We start from the raw sequence: 14,343 nt of genomic DNA, 5'->3' as shown, positions 1-14,343 counted from the left end.
TGTGGGCGTGCTTCACAAACCGGTGAATCGGCGCACCAGCGGAAAGTACAAGCGGTAAGGCAGCAATCTGAGCAACTTGAGCCAGAGCGTGAAACGCTTGGGAAAGTGGATGTCGAACTGCCCTTGTGCCCAGCCCTTGAGCATCTCACGGGCTGCCTCTTCGGGGCTGATCAGGGCGGGCATGGTGAACTGGTTTTGTGCCGTCAGCGGCGTGGCGACAAAGCCGGGGTTGACCACACTCACACCAATGCCCTGGTCTTGCAAGTCCATGTAGAGCGTCTCGGCCAGGTGGGTCAGGGCCGCCTTGGTCGGGCCATAGGCCAGGCCATTGGGCAGGCCACGCCAACCGGCCACGCTGCTGAGCAAGCTGATGTGCCCGCTGCGCTGGGCGAGCATGCCCGGCAGCACCGCGTTGATGACCTGCAAAGCGCCCTGGTAATTGACCTTGTCGTGCTGCAGCAGGTCGTTCAGGTCCATGGCCGTGGCGCGTTGGGCGCGGTAGTAACCCGCTGCGTACACGACCATGTCGAGCGGGCCTTCGGCCAGCAGGGCGCGGGCCGTGGCCTGTACTTGGGCCGCATCACTCACATCCAGCGCACGCCACTTCACGCCTGCATCCTGGGCGGCCCAGTCTTGCACACCCTGCGGATTGCGGGCCGACACCACCACCTGCGCCCCAGCCGAGCGCAGCGCTTGCGCACAGGCCAGGCCGATGCCGGTGGATGCACCGACCAGCCAGACGCGGCGGCCCTGCCAATCGGTGATCGGGGTGTTCAGCTGCAGCCAGCTGCGGGCGGGTGCCTGAGGGACAGGGGCGGTGGTTTGTGGTCCCACTTTGGGCGTGGCCACATCGACCGCTTCAACGGCCAGTGTGGTCGCGCTGGATGGTGCGTTGTTCATGCGCATCAACCCGGCTTCGCCGCCAAAGGCGTGCGGCGGGTGAAGGACAGGGTCACTTCGCCCAGCTTCACACCCCATTTGCTCATGGTGGCCTTGTTGAGCATGACACGGTCGTCCATCAGGTACATCCAGTCGTCAAAGTCAACGTTCCAGACCCGACCATACACGGGCAACGCCAGGGTGTAGCCCCAGCGAAAGGCGTTGCCGCTGACCTGGCCCGAAGCCTCGCCCACCACGTCGTCGGCGCGACCGATGTAGCTGCCGTTCGGTCCGGCCTTGAGCTTCCAGATGCGGCGCTGCTTCGTGCCGTCCGAGTACACAAAGGCCTCGTCCAGCACGCCTTCGTCCCCGTTCCAGCTGCAGTCCATGACCACGGTGAAGCGTTTGACCACCTGGCCACTGCGGTCGGTGAACACGCCCCAGGCATCGATGGTGCCGGTGAAGTAGGTGCGCAAATCGAGCAGCGGTTTTTCTTGCGCGTAGCTTTGCACCTGCGGCCCGGCGCAGCTGGCCACAAAAGGCGTCGCTGCGGCCATGGACAAAGCGCCCAGGCGGCTCAAGGCTGTGCGGCGGTGGATCATGGCGGGTTGTGTTTGGCGCATGAGAATCTCTCGTGTTGTCAGTTCAAAGCGGCTTCATGCCGAGGGGTGGGCCGAAAGATGGACCGCATCAGGCCCCGAGATCAAATCGGGGCGGCGCATCAGGCCCGCATACAAAGCCAGTCCGGCCAAAAGCTTGAGCACACAAGGCAGCAGGCCATAAGCGAGGCCCAGCGCCAGCACGGCATCAGCACCTTGCTGGCCCGGGGCATAACCCCACAGGCCGAGCAATGGCAGCGACAGCCCAGCGGCCAAAGCCAGATTGAGTTTGGTGGCCAGATTCCACCAGCCCATGAACGCGCCGTCTGTGCGGCCCCGCTCGCCGCAGTGGTCAATCAATTGGTTGAGCAGGGCACCAGGCACCGTCAGATCCGCGCCCAGCGCCATGCCCGACAAGGCACACACCAGCAAAAAGCCCGTCGTGTCGCCCGCGCCCAGCGTGACCACGCTGACAAAGGCCATGACCGACAAAGCCATGCCGGTGGCCCAGGTGCGCAGCAGGCCGATGCGGTCGATCACCTTGAGCCACAGCGGAAACGACAGCGCCCCGGCTGCAAAGTACAGGCCCAGAAACAGCGGCTCCATGGCCTTGGGCGCTTGCAGCAGGTCTTGCACAAAAAACAGCACCAGCGTGGCGGGCACGGCGCTGGCCAGGCCGTTGAGCATGAAGACCATCAACAAGCGGCGAAAGCCAGCGTGCTGCCACGGCTGCCAAAGGCTGCCCACCGCATGACCTGAAACCACCTCAGGCGTGGATGCCAAGGCGCTGCGTGCCACCCGCCGCCAAGCCAACAAGCCCAGCGCCAGCATGATCACCAGCAAGGCCGTGGTCGGCCCCCAACCCCACAGCGCGGGCAGGGCCGACGCCAGCAACACCCCCACCAGCGCAAAGCCCTCGCGCCAAGCGACCCAGCGGCTTTGCGCCATGCCACCACCGCCTTGCCGCGCGGCCCAGGCCTGGTGCAAGATGCCCAGCCCGCTGTAGGCCAGGTGGCTGAGCGTGAGTGCAGCCCCCACCCACACCAACAAGCCCGTGGGCGACAAAGCCGCAGCGGGCGGAAAAAACAAAGCCGCAAAACCCAGCGCCACGGCCAAGGCCAACACCACCGCCGCCAGCCACACGGCCTGCCACGAGTGGCGGTACAGCCGGTCGCCCCAACGCCCAAGCCACGGGTCCACCACCGCATCCACGCTGCGGCTGAGCAAGAGCACCGCGCCCAAAGCCGCCAGTGTCACGCCGTATTGCTGGGCGTACACATTGGGCAAATGCACATACACCGGCAAGGCCACAAAGGCCAAGGGCAAGCCCAGCAAACCATAAGCGGCCGAGGCCTGGCGCGGCCCGGCCGACGGTGCCAAAGTCAAGGGAGCGCTCATGGCGACAAACCTTGCAGCAACTGGTTGCGCATCTTCGGCTCGGACGTGCGCTCATCCAGCCATATGCCAAAAAACAAACGCGCAAAAGCCGGGTCTTTCACCAGGCCCACGCGTTGGCCATTGACCCAAAACTCGGCCCCTTCACCCGGCAAATTCACACCCGTGATGCGTTCACCCGCTGAAACGTTGGGAAACAGTTCGCGCATGGCCGCGAGCCAGGTTTGCGCTTGTGCATCGCTGAAGCTCCCGATGCGGCGCATCTCGTCAATCGAACGGCTGGCAATGGCTGCGCCTTCGAGCTTGCGCAGGTATTGCAACTCCAGCGCAAACGGAAACTGCAGAGCTTGTCCGTGTCGGAACCCGGCTGGTGTCCACAACCGCGCGTCGTACACCTCGAACCCCCACACCCGCAAACGCACCGGTGCTGTGGGCACCACCCCTTTGAGGGCGGCCACTTCAGGGCGGCTGTAAGCGGCGTTGGGGCTGGACACACCGCTGACCTGCGATTGCGCAGTGCCCCACCACACACCGGGCAGCAACAGACACAAACAGCCCTGCAAAGTGCGACGGCGCAAGCGGAGGCCTTGTGTTGTTTGGGGTGGGTTGAGCATGGGTTTCAGCCGGGTTTGGCCAAAGTGAATTGCACGACGTCGATGTTGGCCTCATCGAACGCGGCCTCGCAATAGGCCAGATAAAAGGACCACAGGCGAATGAATCGGTCGTCAAATTTCAGCGTCCGGACAACGTCAAGCTGCGCCATGAAGCTTTCGCGCCAACGGCGCAAGGTCTCGGCGTAGTCGGGGCCGAAGTTCAGCTCGTCGACCACCTGCAGGCCGGCCGCTTGTGCTTGTTTGCGAAATTCGCTCGGGCTGGGCAAACAGCCACCCGGAAAAATGTACTGCTGGATGAAATCGGTCGATTGCAAGTAGCGCTCAAAAAAGCGGTCGTCGATCGTGATGCTTTGAACGCAGGCACGGCCACCAGGCTTGAGCATGCGGCTGATGGTCTGAAAGTAGGTGGGCCAGTATTCCTGGCCCACGGCCTCGATCATCTCGATGGAGCAGACCGCGTCGTAAGGGCCGTCGTTGATGTCGCGGTAGTCTTGCAGGCGCAAATCAGCGCGTGCCTGCACGCCATGCGATTGCATGCGGGCGTTGGCAAAAGCCAGCTGCTCGGTGGACAAGGTCACGCCGGTGATGTGCGAGCCAAACTCGGTCGTGGCCGCCTCGGCCAATGCGCCCCAGCCGCAGCCGATCTCCAGCACACGATCGCCCGGCTTGGCGTTGACCATGCGCAGGGCGCGGCGCACCTTGGCTTTTTGGGCCTCGGCCATGTCCTTTGTGTGGTCGCCTTCAAACCAGGCCGACGAGTAGTTCATCGTGCCGTCCAGCCACAACTCATAAAAAGCATTGCCCAAGTCGTAATGGGCGTGGATGTTTTTGCGGCTATTGCTGCGGTTGTTGCGGTTGAGCAGGTGCTTGATGCGGTAAAACAAACGCCCCAGCCAGTGGCCATAAATCGCGCTTTCGATGTGGTCGCGGTTGGCAATGGTCAAGCGCAGCAGGGCGGCCAGATCGGGCGTGGTCCAGTCGCCCGCCATATAGCCTTCGGCAAAACCAATGTCGCCCGACTTGAGCACCTCGGCGCACATGTCCCAGCGATGGATGTGCAGGGCCGCAAAAGGGGCCTCGTGTGTGCCAAAGACCTGAAGGTTGCCGTCGGGTGCATGCACCGTGAGCGTGCCGATTTTCAGGCGGGTCAAGAGGCTCAGCAAACGCGCTGCGGCTTTGGGCAAGCTGGCGTGCGCAATGGTGGTGGCGCGGCTGCCCAAGGCTTGGGCGTGGTCAGCAGTCTTCATGGAGGTCGGCATCCGGTGGGGTCCAGTGTTCATCGGGTCACAAAATCGCGGGGCGGTTCGGGCTTGCGCCAAAACGGTACTTTTTTCAGCCACAGCAAGAGCGCATGCCAGTGGATGCGGGCCACCACGCCAAACGTCAGCAGCGGAAAGCGCCACATCACGCGGCGCAGCGCGGCTGCCGTCGCGGGCTCGAGCGCGCCGCTCCAGCTGGTGTCGATCAAGGGGCCGTCGGCGTCGCCATGGTCCACACGCGCCACGATGCGGTCTTGCCCGTTGTGTTGCGTGCGCATGAATCGAAAGCGGTACTCGCCTTGCACATCACAAAAGGGCGAGACGTGGAACACCTTGTGGGCCAGCAGGGTTTGGCCGTATTGCGGCTCGGGCAGCAGGTAGCAGTGGCGCTCGCCAAAGGTGTTGTTCACCTCGGCCACGATGGCGGCCAGGCTGCCATCGGCGCGGTGCGCATACCAAAAGCTCACGGGCTTGAAGGCATGGCCCAGCACGCGGGGGAAAGCCTGCAGCCAGACCTCGCCCTTGGCGTCCTCTATGCCTTCGCGCTGCAGCAAAGCATCGAGCCAAGCCAGGGCACCGCCCGTCTCGGCCGGGCGACCATCGCCGTGGTCGGCATCGTGAAAGGCAAACCAGGCGCTGCGGTTGATGGCCAGATCGGTGCGGCACACCCCTGCTTGCACGCTGCGCATGGGCAGCATCAAAAACGCGGTGGGGTAGGCGAAGGCGTGGTGCGCTGGGCGGTGGCGCGTGTGGCGCACCTGGCCCCAGCCGATGAGCGCGGTGTGGGCAATGACCGGGGTGGGTGTCATGCGGCCAGTCGGTCCTGAACAGGGCTGGCCTGTTCGTGGATGAGTTTGAGCAGGGCGCGGCCCACTTGCAGGCCCGATTTCAGGCCGTCTTCGTGGAAGCCATAACATGTCCAGGCTCCGGCATACCAGGTGTGTTGCTGGCCTTGCAGCAAGGGCAAACGCTTTTGCGCCTCGATGGCGGCCAGGTCAAACACCGGGTGGGCGTAGTCGTATTCGCCCACGATGGTGGCCGGGTCGATGTCGTGCAAGGGGTTGAGCGACACGACCACAGGCTGCGCAAACGGGATGCGTTGCAAGCGGTTGAGCAGGTAATGCAGGCACACGCGCGAGGACTCGCGCTCGCTGCTGGCGGCGCGTTCGTAGTTCCACGCGGCCCAGGTCTTGGGGTTGGCGGGCAGCACACTGGCGTCGGTGTGCAGCACGGCGCGGTTGTCCTGGTAGCGTATGGCCCCCAGCAAGCTGCGCTCATACGTGTTGGGCTCGCGCAGCATGCCCAGCGCCTGGTCGGTGTGGGTGGCGATGACGACTTGGTCAAAGCGCTCGGCATGGCCGTCGGTGATGATGCGCACGCCTTGTGCATCGCGCTCGATCAGGCGCACCGGGGTGTTCAGGCGTTTGTCGTGCACCCCCGCCAGAATTTTCTCGACGTAGTTTCGGGCACCGCCCACCACGCTGAACCACTGCGGGCGATTCGTCACCTGGATCAAGCCATGGTTGTGGCAAAACCGGATCATGGTCGCCACAGGGAACTGCAGCATCTGGTCGGTTGGGCAACTCCAGATGCAGCCCAGCATGGGCAGGAAATACCAGTCGCGAAACGGCTCGCTGAATTGGTGCGTGCGCAAAAAGTCGGACAGGGGCTGCTGCAGCTCTTTTTCGCGCTGCTCTTTGGCGATGCGGGTGCACAGGGCGTTGAAACGCATCACGTCCGCCAACATGCGCCAAAACCGTGGATTGACCAGGTTGCCGCGCTGCGCGAACACGCTGTTCAGGTCGGTGCCGCTCCACTCCAGGGTTTTGCCATTCAGAGCCCCCGGCACTTTGACCGAGAACGACATGTCGGACGGCGCGGTCTCCACCTGAAGCTCGGCAAACAGGTTGATCAGGTTGGGGTAGGTGCGTTCGTTGAACACCAAAAAGCCGGTGTCCACGCCGTGCGTGACCGGGCCCTGGGGTGTGGGCAGTGTGATGTCGACCGTGTGGGTGTGGCCGCCAAAGTAGTCACCCGCCTCGAACACGGTGATGTCGGCATGGTCTTTCAGGGTGTGGGCCACGGCCAAGCCGGAAATGCCCGAACCCACGATGGCCAGTTTCATGCGCGGCTTGCTTGTCATGCTCATGGCTGGGCTTTCAGGGCTTTGTCGATGGCCGACAACAGGGTCTTGCTTTCGGGTCCGGTCATGCTGCTGTACTGGTCAATGACCTTGCCGTCGCGGCCGATCAGGTATTTGTGAAAGTTCCAGCGCGGCTTTTGGCCGGTTTGTGCGGTCAGCTGTTTGAACAAGGGGGCCGCGCCATCGCCCGTGACCTGGGTTTTGGTGAACATCGGAAACTTCACGCCAAAAGTGCTTTCGCAAAAGGCGGCAATGTCTTTGTTGCTGCCTTTTTCCTGCGAAAAGTCGTTCGATGGAAAGCCGAGCACCACCAAACCCTGGTCTTTGTACTGGGTGTTCAGGGCTTCCAGGCCTTTGTACTGGGATGTGAAACCGCAAAAACTGGCGGTGTTGACCACCAGCACCACTTTGCCTGCGTATTGGCACAGCGATTGGGGCTTTTCGTCTTGCAGGCGGTCAAATGTGTGATTGAGGAGGGTGGGGCAGGCCACAGCGTTTCCAGCCTTTTGCGGGTTGGCTTGCGCAGACTCGAGTCCCAAGCCCAGCACGGCAGCCACCAAGGCCAAAAGCAGGCTGGGACCCCATTGTTTTACCCATGAGTGGTTCATTTGCACTTCAAAATTCATTTTGTGACTGATCAGTTTAAACTTGTTTGCTCTCATTGTCACGCCAGCCCTTTTTGATTGGAGACGAACATGCCCAAACCCTCGGGTTTTAAGGGGAACAAACAGGATTTGCCGCAAAAACCTTGCGCCGTTTGTGGCCGGGCCATGAGCTGGCGCAAAAGCTGGGCCAAGAACTGGGACAGCGTGTTGTACTGCAGTGACCGTTGCAGAGCCGACAAGTCTAAGGCAGCCAGTACCTGAGCTCCCCATCCTGAATGTCCCCCACCCACGAAAGACAAGGCATGACACGTCACCTGATTTTGGTTTTGGGCGACCAGCTGGGCTGGGACAACCCGGCCTTGGCAGACTTTGACCCCGCCCAAGACCGGTTGTTGATGATCGAGGCCGACAGCGAAGCGGGTGAAGTCTGGAACCACCAAGCCCGGATCGCCATTTTTTTGTCGGGCATGCGGCACTTTGCCATCGAAGCGCACCGCCGCCGCTGGCCCTTCACCTATATGAAGGTGGACGACACCGAGCTGCCCCCGGACTTTGCCAGCCGCTTGGCCCATGCCTTGCGCACCGACCCGCCCCAAGCGCTGGTGGTGATGGAAACCGGGGCCTGGCGCATGGAGCGGCTGATCGAAGACGCCGCAGCGCAGGCCCAAACCCTGTTGCGCTGGGTGGGCGACACACACTTTTTGTGCAGCCGCGCCGAGTTTGCCAAATGGGCTGGCGACAAGAAAGAGCTGCGCATGGAGTTCTTTTACCGCGAGATGCGCAAACGCCACGGCATCCTGATGGAGGGTAAAGAGCCGATTGGCGGGCAATGGAATTTTGATGCCGAGAACCGCAAAGGCTTTGGTGCCAAAGGCCCGGGCACCGTGCCCCCGCCCGCCCGCTTTGCACCTGACCGCGTGACGCAAGACGTGATCGCCTTGGTGCAAACACGCTTTGCCCAGCACCCAGGCACGCTGGACCACTTTGCTTGGCCTGTCACCCGAGAAGACGCGCTGGTGGCGCTGCAGCATTTCATCGACCAACGCCTGGAAAACTTTGGCGCCTGGCAAGACGCCATGTGGACCACGCTGCCCTTTGGCTGGCACGCGCTGGTGGGCAGCAGCCTGAACCTGCACCTGCTCAACCCGCGTGAGGTGATTGCGGCGGCCGAGCAGGCCTACCACGCACGCGGCTTGCCGCTGGCGAGTGTCGAGGGCTTCATCCGCCAGGTGCTGGGCTGGCGCGAGTTCATTCGCGGTGTGTATTGGTTGGACATGCCGCACATGGCTGAGGCCAACCACTACGGCCACACCCGCAACCTGCCCAAGTGGTACTGGACGGGTGAGACCCACATGGCCTGCATGCAAGCGACCATTGGCCAAACGCTTCAACACGGTTATGCCCACCACATCCAACGCCTCATGGTGACTGGACAGTTTGCGGTGCTGGCGGGCTTGTCACCCCAGAAGGTAAGCGCCTGGTACCGCGCCATGTACGTGGACGCGGTCGAATGGGTGGAGACGCCCAACACCTTGGGCATGGCCCTGCACGCCAACGGCGGGCGCTTCACCAGCAAACCCTATGTGGCCAGCGGCCAGTACATCAGCCGCATGAGCAACTACTGCAAAGGCTGTCGCTACCAGCCCGAAGTGCGCACCGGCCCCAGCGCCTGCCCCATGACCACCTTGTATTGGGATTTCCTGATCCGGCACGAGAGCGACTTTGCAGGCAACCCGCGCACGGCACTCATGGTCAAGCATGTGGGCAAGATGAGCTCTGAGGACAAGACACAAATCGGGCTGCAGGCTGAGGCTGTGCGAACGGGGTTGGATCAGGTGTAACTGACCCTTGCCACAGTCCTTCAACGCATGGTCTGCACGAAACCGGAGCGCACAAGAATGTGTCCCTCGCGTTTCTGGTGACAATGCAAGGCTCTTTGTGTGCGTCAGCTGACATCCCAACATGGCCCATCTGTTCAAAAAAATTGGTTTTCATGCCAATGGCAAACCCCGTGCCTGGTTGAAATCGCTGGTCTTTGATGCCCAATTGGCCCCGCGTCCCTTGTTCAAAAGCTGGGTCTGCCCACCGACGGGTGACTTTCACCCTGCCTTTCGGGCCTGGCTGCGCTTGGCTTGGCAAAACCCTGCGCCATCCGCTCAAAACGATTGGCCAGTGCGCCGCCGACATCTCATTGAACACAAGGCCTTGGGTGATGTGCGCACCCTGATCATCGTCTGCACACGCCCAACCACATTTGTGGCCCATGCCTTGCAAACCCATGCAGCGGCTTTGGGCTTGGAGGTGCGCATTCAATTCGACATGTCCGAGGACTTTGACGAAGACCTCTATCTGGTGATTTGCCCCCAAATGTTTGCCCGTTTGCCGCCGGGCGAAAAGCGCATCGTTTTTCAGATGGAGCAATCCGTTCATCCCCGCTGGTTCACCCCCGAGTATCTGAATGTGCTTTACAACTCGCTGGCCGTTTTTGACTATTCAACACGCAACATCGAGTTTTTGATCCAACAAGGTCTGCCAGCCGACCTGCTTTTTCATGTGCCCTTGTCGCCAGTCGCCCATTACCCAGGAGCCGCAGATGCAAGCACGTGGACCGGCTCTGAAGCCTCAAGCACATGCGATGTGCTGTTTTACGGCGATCTGAAAAACAAAAGAAGACAAGCCTTTCTCAAAGTGCTGGGCGAACATTTTGTGGTGCGGGCCGAGCGCAGTTTGTATGGCCAAGACCTGTGGCAGGCCATGCGCCAAGCCCGGGTGGTGGTCAATATTCACTATTACGAAAACGCCTTGCTGGAAAGTACGCGCATTTGTGAATGCCTGTCTTTGGGTGCGCGTGTCATTTCTGAAGCCGCCACCGATCAGGGCCAGCACGCCGACTGGGAAGATCTGGTGCTGTTCACCCCGATCAACGATGTCCAGGCCATGGTGCAAGCCATCCAACACCACCTGCAGCAAGCCCCCGTGCCCTTCCCCAATCTGGCCGAGCGGCCGATGAGAATGGGCCCAGCCTTGCGTGCTGCACTGGACGTCTTGAATGTGCGGTCTGTCTGATCGATGGGCATAGACCAACACCCCACGTATTTTTTGTGAGAGCGGTGCCCTCGCCGCGATCAAGCCTCGCAGAACACCACCCCATCGCCCCGAGGGCGGGGCTCCCACACTGATCGCATCGCTGATCGCCGTGCGCAAGACAAACCGTTCGCAACAAACTTCACAGGGCCAAATCCATCAGCCGTGGCCGCAGGTGCGGGGGCCAACTCATTTGCGCCGACTGATCTGCTTGAGCACATGCTGCTTGAAGGCCAGCGCCAGCGGTGAGAGTTTTTTGCCGGCAGGGTAGACGATGTGCCAGGCCGAGGGCAGGGGAAAGCCCTGCACATCGATCACGCTCACGCCGTTTTCTTTTTGGTGGCCATGCAGGGCGTGGCGCGAGACCACGCCCACTCCCAGGCCCCCGGCCACCGACTCCTTGATCGCCTCGTTGCTGCCCAGCTCCAGCCGCACATCGGGGCGGAACTTCATGGACCGGAAAAACTGGTCAGCGGCCATGCGTGTGCCCGAGCCTTTTTCGCGCAAGATGAAGCGGCGCTCAGCCAACTCGTGCAAAGGCACGGCGCTGCGTTTGGCCAGCGGGTCGGATGTCGGCGCGATCACCACGATCGGGTTAGGCATGAAGGCCTCGTCGCCCAAGTCCATGTCTTTGGGCGGCATGGACATGATGTACAGGTCATCAAGGTTGCCCTGCAGGCGCTGCACCACACCGTCGCGGTTCAGGATTTCGAGCGACACGTCAATGGCCGGGTGCCGCTTGCAAAAACTGCCGATCAGGTGTGGCATGAAGTACTTGGCCGTGCTCACCACCGCCACCCGCAGCTTGCCGCGCGACAAGCCCTTGGCGGCGTCCACGTTTTGCTCAAACGCGTCCCAGGTGTGCGCCACGGCGCGGGCGGTCTGCGCCAGCTCTTGGCCCACCTCGGTCAGGTAGAGTTTTTTGCCCACCAACTCGTACAGCGGTAAGCCCACGGATTCGCTGATGTCCTTGAGTTGCATCGAGGCCGTGGGCTGGGTGACGTGCATCACCTTGGCTGCAGCGCTCACGCTGCCGGTTTCGGCCAAGGCCAGAAACAATCGCAATTGACGGAAGCTGACGTTCATAGATTTTTATCTATATTCAAGGGTTGAAGAATCGATTTTACAAGTGTCCCGTCCGTTCCTATGATCGGCGCAAGGACTACACCCATGCAAAATCTGATCGACCCGGCCATCCTCTTTTTCATCTTCGGCGTGCTGGCCGGCACCGTCAAATCCAACCTCGAAATCCCGCCCGCCATCTCCCGCTTTTTGTCGCTCTACCTCTTGATGGCCCTGGGCCTGAAGGGTGGCTTTGCGCTGTCGCAATCGGGCCTGACGGCCGACGTGGGCATCAGCTTGGCCGCTGCGGTGTTGCTGGCCATCGTCGTCCCGCTCATCGGTTACGCCGTGCTGCGGCGCTTTGTCTCGGGTTTTGACGCAGCGGCCGTGGCCGCCACGTACGGCTCGGTGAGCGCGGTGACCTTTGTCACGGCGGTGCAGACGCTGGAAAACCAGGGCGTGCCCTACGGCGGGCACATGGCTGCGGCCATGGCCCTGATGGAGTCGCCCGCCATCATCTTGGCGGTGGTATTGGCCAATTCATTGCGGCAAAAGCAGGCCTCGGGCGTTGTGCTGCAAGCGGGCGGCGTGGCCGCTTTGGGGGGTCCTGCTGCTCCGGCTGGCAGCTCGGTGGGCAAAATCTTGCATGAGTCCTTCACCGATGGCGCGCAGTTGTTGCTCTTGGGGGCGATGGTGATTGGCTTGGTCACGGGCGAAGCAGGCAAAGAGGCGATGGCACCGTTTTCGGTAGACCTTTTCAAAGGCATGCTGGCCTTCTTTCTTCTCGATATGGGCTTGATGGCGGCGCGTAACTTGCCACAAGTCAAGGGCCAGTCGCCCGTGCTGATCGCTTATGCGGTGGTTGGCCCCCTGGTGCACGCGGGCCTGGCCTTGGGTCTGGCGTGGGGCCTGAATCTGGGAGCCGGTAACGGGGCCTTGCTCATGGTGCTGGCGGCCAGCGCGTCCTACATCGCCGTGCCCGCCGTGCTGCGCACCGCCTTGCCCGAGGCCAAACCCGCGCTGTATTTTGGGCTGAGCCTGGGGCTGACCTTTCCGCTCAACATTGTGCTGGGCATTCCGGTTTATTTGGCGGTAGCGCAGGCCGTTCTGACATGAGCATGGCAAAAGGTCGTTTTTATGATGGTCGCCCCGTCGCGTTTTTGACGCAACATGGCAAGCAGGATCTCGTGCGCGAACCACTCGAAGCCGCGCTGGGCTGCCAATTGGTGCACACCGATGGCTACGACACCGACCAATTGGGCACGTTCACGCGTGAACTGACCCGAGCGGGTTCCCAACTCGACGCAGCCCGCAAAAAAGCCAGCATCGGCATGGCGCTGACGGGTGCATCTGTCGGCATGGCCAGTGAAGGTTCGTTTGGCCCCGACCCTTTTGGCGCTTTCATGCCTTGGAACACAGAAGTTGTGTTGTGGGTCGATCGCTTGTACGAAATTGAAGTGACGGGCTTTGCACACGGCCCTGCCCAAAGCTTGCACAGCATGGTCAAAACCCCTCAAGAGCTCGAGCGCTTTGCCAACGAGGCCGGGTTTCCTGAACACCATCTTGTGCTGCGGCCCGAACACCCCGAGCACCCTGACATGGACAAAGGCATCCGAGATCACCAGACTCTGCTGAAAGCCTTCCATCTAGCCCAAGCCAAGTCCGCCAATGGGGCGGTGTTTGTCGAAAACGATCTGCGGGCTTTTTGCAACCCGACTCGCCAAAAAATAATCCTCAAAGCCACCGAAGAGCTCATTCAAAAATTGCTGTCGGTATGCCCAAGCTGTGACTCGCCGGGCTACTGGCTGAGCCAGCAGATTCCGGGTCTGCCCTGCCGTGCGTGTGGCAGCTTGACCCGTTTGCCCAAAGCCGAAATATGGGGCTGCAAAAAATGCGGCCACGAAGAACATCGCGCAGTCCCCACCCAGCCTTGGGCTGATCCTGCGCGGTGTGATTTCTGCAACCCTTGAAGCTGCAAGCGATGCGCCTGATCGCAGGCATTCACACCGAACGCATCAACCCCCCATCAATGCGCAAGCTCTGGCCCGTGATGTAAGCCGCTGCATCCGAGGCCAAAAAGGCGATGGTCGCGGCCACTTCTTCGCTGGTGCCGTAGCGTTGCATGGGCACACTTTGGCGGCGCTGCTCTTGGGCGGGCAGGCTGTCGATCCAGCCGGGCAAAACATTGTTCATGCGCACCTGATGCACCGCGTTCTCGTCGGCAAAGAGCTTGGTGAAAGCGGCCAAGCCCGCGCGTGCCACAGCCGATGTCGGGAACATCGCGCTGGGCTCGACCACCCAAGCGGTGGAGATGTTGACGATGGACCCCGATTTTTGCTGGACCATGATGGGTGCCACCAGACGCACGGCCCGCACCACGTTCAAGAAATACATGTCGAGCCCCAAGTGCCACTGCGCATCGGTCAACTCCAGCAACGGGCCTTTGGGGCCGTGGCCTGCGCTGTTGACCAGCACGTCGATGCGGCCCCAGCGCACCATGGTTTGGTCAACCAGCTTTTGCAGGTCTTCGCTCGATTGGTTGGAGCCTGTCAAACCAATGCCCCCCAACTCACGCCCCAGTGCCTCGCCCTTGCCAGACGAAGACAACACTGCCACCTGAAAGCCATCCTGGGCCAGCTTACGCGCCGCAGCCGCACCCATGCCACTGCCGCCGCCTACCACCATCGCCACTTTGTTGCTCAT

At 61.6% G+C, this 14,343-nt stretch carries 15 protein-coding genes; 5 read left to right on the top strand and 10 right to left on the bottom strand.

Annotated features, from left to right (window positions below):
- Positions 1 to 12: 12 nt before the first annotated feature.
- The 8 genes from B9Z48_RS08985 to B9Z48_RS08950 form a co-directional block, all read right to left on the bottom strand.
- Positions 13 to 783: an SDR family oxidoreductase gene (locus tag B9Z48_RS08985; RefSeq protein ID WP_108377956.1), complete on the bottom strand. Its 771-nt coding sequence runs from the start codon at positions 781 to 783 to the stop codon at positions 13 to 15.
- A 122-nt stretch (positions 784 to 905) separates the two neighbouring features.
- Positions 906 to 1,436, bottom strand: a complete 531-nt coding sequence (locus B9Z48_RS08980; RefSeq protein ID WP_233261072.1) for a DUF3833 domain-containing protein — start codon at positions 1,434 to 1,436, stop codon at positions 906 to 908.
- Positions 1,437 to 1,535: 99 nt separating this feature from the next.
- On the bottom strand, positions 1,536 to 2,876 hold the full coding sequence (locus B9Z48_RS08975) for an MFS transporter (protein WP_108377880.1): 1,341 nt from the start codon (positions 2,874 to 2,876) through the stop codon (positions 1,536 to 1,538).
- Positions 2,873 to 3,487: a chalcone isomerase family protein gene (locus B9Z48_RS08970; protein WP_108377879.1), complete on the bottom strand. Its 615-nt coding sequence runs from the start codon at positions 3,485 to 3,487 to the stop codon at positions 2,873 to 2,875. The genes B9Z48_RS08975 and B9Z48_RS08970 overlap by 4 nt, the downstream gene beginning before the upstream one ends.
- 5 nt (positions 3,488 to 3,492) lie before the next feature.
- On the bottom strand, positions 3,493 to 4,734 hold the full coding sequence (locus tag B9Z48_RS08965) for a cyclopropane-fatty-acyl-phospholipid synthase family protein (RefSeq protein ID WP_228769272.1): 1,242 nt from the start codon (positions 4,732 to 4,734) through the stop codon (positions 3,493 to 3,495).
- Positions 4,735 to 4,763: 29 nt separating this feature from the next.
- Positions 4,764 to 5,555, bottom strand: a complete 792-nt coding sequence (locus B9Z48_RS08960) for a DUF1365 domain-containing protein (protein ID WP_108377878.1) — start codon at positions 5,553 to 5,555, stop codon at positions 4,764 to 4,766.
- The gene (locus tag B9Z48_RS08955; protein WP_108377954.1) at positions 5,552 to 6,871 is read right to left on the bottom strand and encodes an NAD(P)/FAD-dependent oxidoreductase; all 1,320 of its coding nucleotides are present in this window, start codon (positions 6,869 to 6,871) and stop codon (positions 5,552 to 5,554) included. The genes B9Z48_RS08960 and B9Z48_RS08955 overlap by 4 nt, the downstream gene beginning before the upstream one ends.
- A 20-nt stretch (positions 6,872 to 6,891) precedes the next feature.
- Entirely contained in the window at positions 6,892 to 7,497 is a 606-nt protein-coding gene (locus B9Z48_RS08950; RefSeq protein ID WP_146186253.1) for a glutathione peroxidase, read from the bottom strand.
- An 87-nt stretch (positions 7,498 to 7,584) separates the two neighbouring features.
- Here B9Z48_RS08950 and B9Z48_RS08945 point away from each other — a divergent pair, with 87 nt between their 5' ends.
- From B9Z48_RS08945 to B9Z48_RS08935, 3 genes are all read left to right on the top strand, one after another.
- Positions 7,585 to 7,755 carry a DUF2256 domain-containing protein gene (locus B9Z48_RS08945; protein WP_089959303.1) on the top strand — a complete coding sequence of 57 codons (171 nt, stop codon included), beginning with the start codon at positions 7,585 to 7,587 and terminating at the stop codon, positions 7,753 to 7,755.
- A 41-nt stretch (positions 7,756 to 7,796) separates the two neighbouring features.
- Positions 7,797 to 9,335 (top strand): cryptochrome/photolyase family protein, encoded by a 1,539-nt coding sequence (locus B9Z48_RS08940; protein WP_108377952.1) that lies wholly within the window; start codon positions 7,797 to 7,799, stop codon positions 9,333 to 9,335.
- Positions 9,336 to 9,456: 121 nt separating this feature from the next.
- Positions 9,457 to 10,560 (top strand): hypothetical protein, encoded by a 1,104-nt coding sequence (locus tag B9Z48_RS08935; protein WP_108377877.1) that lies wholly within the window; start codon positions 9,457 to 9,459, stop codon positions 10,558 to 10,560.
- Positions 10,561 to 10,767: 207 nt separating this feature from the next.
- Here B9Z48_RS08935 and B9Z48_RS08930 read toward each other — a convergent pair whose 3' ends face one another.
- On the bottom strand, positions 10,768 to 11,664 hold the full coding sequence (locus tag B9Z48_RS08930; protein WP_089959292.1) for a LysR family transcriptional regulator: 897 nt from the start codon (positions 11,662 to 11,664) through the stop codon (positions 10,768 to 10,770).
- An 84-nt stretch (positions 11,665 to 11,748) separates the two neighbouring features.
- Here B9Z48_RS08930 and B9Z48_RS08925 point away from each other — a divergent pair, with 84 nt between their 5' ends.
- Together B9Z48_RS08925 and B9Z48_RS08920 are read left to right on the top strand one after the other, a co-directional pair.
- Positions 11,749 to 12,756, top strand: a complete 1,008-nt coding sequence (locus B9Z48_RS08925) for a sodium-dependent bicarbonate transport family permease (RefSeq protein ID WP_089959289.1) — start codon at positions 11,749 to 11,751, stop codon at positions 12,754 to 12,756.
- Positions 12,757 to 12,827: 71 nt separating this feature from the next.
- Positions 12,828 to 13,610, top strand: a complete 783-nt coding sequence (locus tag B9Z48_RS08920) for a DUF6671 family protein (protein WP_228769271.1) — start codon at positions 12,828 to 12,830, stop codon at positions 13,608 to 13,610.
- Between the two features lie 31 nt (positions 13,611 to 13,641).
- On the opposite strand, the gene B9Z48_RS08915 is transcribed toward B9Z48_RS08920, so the two are convergent.
- A complete protein-coding gene (locus tag B9Z48_RS08915) occupies positions 13,642 to 14,343 on the bottom strand; it encodes an SDR family oxidoreductase (RefSeq protein WP_108377876.1) in 702 nt (233 codons plus the stop codon).

The organism is Limnohabitans sp. WS1 (assembly GCF_003063265.1).
GTDB lineage: Bacteria > Pseudomonadota > Gammaproteobacteria > Burkholderiales > Burkholderiaceae_C > Limnohabitans_A.
The sequence above is the reverse complement of the archived record's forward strand: the minus strand, read 5'-3'. Positions and strand labels throughout refer to the sequence as shown.

Bases quoted from the DNA above. Each gene is read 5' to 3' on its own strand.
- B9Z48_RS08930 (WP_089959292.1), bottom strand. From the start codon at position 11,664: ATGAACGTCAGCTTCCGTCAATTGCGATTGTTTCTGGCCTTGGCCGAA.
- B9Z48_RS08950 (WP_146186253.1), bottom strand. From the start codon at position 7,497: ATGAACCACTCATGGGTAAAACAATGGGGTCCCAGCCTGCTTTTGGCC.
- B9Z48_RS08915 (WP_108377876.1), bottom strand. From the start codon at position 14,343: ATGAGCAACAAAGTGGCGATGGTGGTAGGCGGCGGCAGTGGCATGGGT.
- B9Z48_RS08980 (WP_233261072.1), bottom strand. From the start codon at position 1,436: ATGGCCGCAGCGACGCCTTTTGTGGCCAGCTGCGCCGGGCCGCAGGTG.
- B9Z48_RS08970 (WP_108377879.1), bottom strand. From the start codon at position 3,487: ATGCTCAACCCACCCCAAACAACACAAGGCCTCCGCTTGCGCCGTCGC.
- B9Z48_RS08925 (WP_089959289.1), top strand. From the start codon at position 11,749: ATGCAAAATCTGATCGACCCGGCCATCCTCTTTTTCATCTTCGGCGTG.
- B9Z48_RS08965 (WP_228769272.1), bottom strand. From the start codon at position 4,734: ATGAAGACTGCTGACCACGCCCAAGCCTTGGGCAGCCGCGCCACCACC.
- B9Z48_RS08935 (WP_108377877.1), top strand. From the start codon at position 9,457: ATGGCCCATCTGTTCAAAAAAATTGGTTTTCATGCCAATGGCAAACCC.
- B9Z48_RS08945 (WP_089959303.1), top strand. From the start codon at position 7,585: ATGCCCAAACCCTCGGGTTTTAAGGGGAACAAACAGGATTTGCCGCAA.
- B9Z48_RS08940 (WP_108377952.1), top strand. From the start codon at position 7,797: ATGACACGTCACCTGATTTTGGTTTTGGGCGACCAGCTGGGCTGGGAC.
- B9Z48_RS08955 (WP_108377954.1), bottom strand. From the start codon at position 6,871: ATGAAACTGGCCATCGTGGGTTCGGGCATTTCCGGCTTGGCCGTGGCC.
- B9Z48_RS08975 (WP_108377880.1), bottom strand. From the start codon at position 2,876: ATGAGCGCTCCCTTGACTTTGGCACCGTCGGCCGGGCCGCGCCAGGCC.
- B9Z48_RS08960 (WP_108377878.1), bottom strand. From the start codon at position 5,555: ATGACACCCACCCCGGTCATTGCCCACACCGCGCTCATCGGCTGGGGC.